General features: G+C 49.7%; 2 protein-coding genes. One reads left to right on the top strand and one right to left on the bottom strand.

Annotated features, from left to right (window positions below; translation table 11 throughout):
* The coding region (gene metH / locus ACRC27_RS11925; RefSeq protein ID WP_438639966.1) for a methionine synthase at window positions 1-2,585 on the top strand (2,585 nt) is incomplete at its 5' end.
* Window positions 2,586-2,645: 60 nt separating this feature from the next.
* Here the strand turns inward: metH and ACRC27_RS11920 are convergent.
* Window positions 2,646-2,866, bottom strand: a 221-nt coding sequence (locus ACRC27_RS11920) for an ACT domain-containing protein (protein WP_438639965.1), incomplete at its 5' end; no start/stop codon positions are given.

The raw sequence follows: 2,866 nt of genomic DNA, 5'->3' as shown, positions 1-2,866 counted from the left end.
CGGCAAAGTTTAAACGCCTGATTAAAGATGAAAAATATGATGAGGCGTTAGATGTCGCGCGTCAGCAGGTTGAGAGCGGAGCTCAGATCATCGATATCAACATGGATGAAGGCATGCTTGATGCTGAAAAAGCCATGGTGCGCTTTTTAAATTTGATCGCCTCTGAGCCTGATATTGCTCGTGTTCCGGTGATGATTGACTCCTCAAAGTGGGAGGTGATTGAAGCTGGGCTAAAATGTGTTCAGGGTAAAGGCATTGTTAACTCAATTTCGATGAAAGAGGGCGAGGAGAAATTTCTGGCGCAGGCGCGTCTGGTACGCCGCTATGGTGCCGCGGTGGTGGTGATGGCGTTTGATGAAGCTGGGCAAGCTGATACCCGAGCCCGTAAATTTGAGATTTGTCAGCGCGCTTACCGGTTGCTCACCGAACAGATTGGTTTCCCACCGGAAGATATTATTTTTGACCCGAATATTTTTGCTATTGCGACCGGTATTGAAGAGCACAACAACTATGCGGTTGATTTTATTGAGGCGTGTGCGGATATCAAACAGCACTTACCGCATGCCTTAATTTCCGGTGGCGTATCGAATGTCTCATTTTCGTTTCGTGGGAATGATTCGGTGCGTGAGGCTATTCACGCAGTATTCCTGTATTACGCCATTCGTAATGGGATGGATATGGGCATTGTGAATGCCGGCCAGTTAGCTATTTATGATGATCTGCCTGCGCAATTGCGTGATGCTGTTGAGGATGTGGTGCTAAACCGCCGTGCCGATAGCACGGAAAACTTGCTGGCGTTGGCTGAGAAATATCGGGCAGCAAAAAGTGGTGAAACGGAAGACAAACAGGCAGCAGAGTGGCGCAGTTGGCCGGTGAGTAAGCGGCTTGAGTATGCGCTGGTGAAAGGGGTTACCGAGTTTATTGAGCAAGATACCGAAGCGGCTCGGCAGGAGGCTGAAAAACCACTGCATGTCATTGAAGGCCCGTTGATGGCCGGCATGAATGTGGTCGGTGATCTGTTCGGGGAAGGTAAAATGTTTTTGCCGCAGGTAGTTAAATCTGCGCGCGTGATGAAGCAGGCGGTTGCCTATTTAGAGCCCTATATTCAGGCCTCAAAACAGCAGGGGTCTTCGGCCGGTAAAATTTTACTGGCGACCGTAAAGGGCGATGTGCATGATATCGGCAAAAATATTGTTGGGGTGGTTTTGCAGTGTAATAACTATGAAATCATCGATTTAGGTGTGATGGTCTCGTGTGAGAAGATCCTTAAAACAGCCCGTGAACAGAATGTCGATATTATCGGTCTATCTGGATTAATCACCCCTTCGCTCGATGAAATGGTGCATGTAGCCAAAGAGATGCAGCGGCAGGGCTTTACCGTTCCGCTACTGATTGGCGGAGCGACCACGTCAAAAGCCCATACTGCGGTAAAAATTGAGCAAAACTACAGCGGCCCGACAACGTACGTACAAAATGCCTCACGTACGGTCGGGGTCTGCTCTGCACTGTTGTCTGAAACGCAAAAAGAGGATTTTGTTGCGCGTACCCGCCGTGAGTATGAACAAGTACGCGCACAATTTGCCCGTAAAAAACCGCGTACACCGCCGATCACTCTGGCACAAGCGCGTGCCAATGCAGTAAAAATTGATTGGGAAAACTACCAGCCACCGGTGCCAAAACAGCTGGGCGTGCGTGAAGTGGCCGCCGATATCAGTACGTTGCGCGAATATATTGATTGGACTCCATTTTTCATGACCTGGTCTTTGGCCGGCAAGTATCCGCAAATTTTGCAAGATGAGGTTGTCGGTGAGGCCGCGCAAAATGTGTTTGCCGATGCTAACGCTATGCTCGATCAACTGGCTGCCGATCGATCTTTGCAACCGCGTGGAGTGATGGGGCTGTTTGCCGCTAACAGTGTTGATGATGATGTGGTTATTTATGCTGATGATAGTCGTCAGCAGGTGTTAGCGGTCAGCCACCATCTGCGTCAGCAAACGGAGAAAAGCGAGTTTCCCAATTACTGCTTGAGTGATTTTATTGCCCCACAATCTAGCGGAAAAGCTGACTATTACGGCGCATTTGCAGTGACTGGGGGGTTAGAAGAGCATGACTTGGCCGATGCGTTTGATGCCAAGCAAGATGACTACAATAAAATCATGGTGAAGGCGATAGCCGATCGGTTAGCCGAGGCGTTTGCAGAATATTTGCATCAGCAGGTACGCCAATCGTTTTGGGGATATGCGCCAGATGAGCAACTCAGTAATGAGGAGCTAATCCGTGAGAATTATCAGGGGATCAGACCAGCACCGGGCTATGCAGCTTGCCCTGAGCATACCGAAAAAGCAGCTATTTGGTCATTGTTACAGGTTGAGGAGCGTATTGGGATGCGTCTGACGGAGTCCTATGCCATGTGGCCGGGGGCATCAGTATCGGGCTGGTATTTTAGTCATCCTGACAGTAAATATTTTGCAGTAGCACAGGTACAACGTGATCAGATTCAGGATTATGCCACCCGTAAAGGTCTGTCGGTTGTGGAAACCGAACGTTGGCTGACACCTAATTTGGGCTACGATCCGGAAGATTAAGGTGAGATTTGCTGCGGGTGCTGTGCTGCGGCACCCGCAAAGCGGTGGTTACGTTGGTTATCACTGCTCTAATAGCCGCTGGTGCAGTATTTGCACCACACGGTCAGCATCAGAGCCTCGTGTTAACAGACATAAGTTGTGGGCACTTGCGCCATAGCTGATCATGCGGATATTCACGTTACTCAGTGCATCAAAAATCTGCTTACCAGCCCCCGCCGTTTGGCTCATCTGATTGCCAATCAGTGCCACGAGTGCTAAATCGTGTTCCACTTCTACCCGGC

This window comes from Plesiomonas sp. (assembly GCF_051650925.1).
Lineage (GTDB): Bacteria > Pseudomonadota > Gammaproteobacteria > Enterobacterales > CAMTGL01 > Plesiomonas.
Note: the sequence above shows the minus strand (reverse complement) of the source record. Positions and strands in the feature narration are given on the sequence as shown.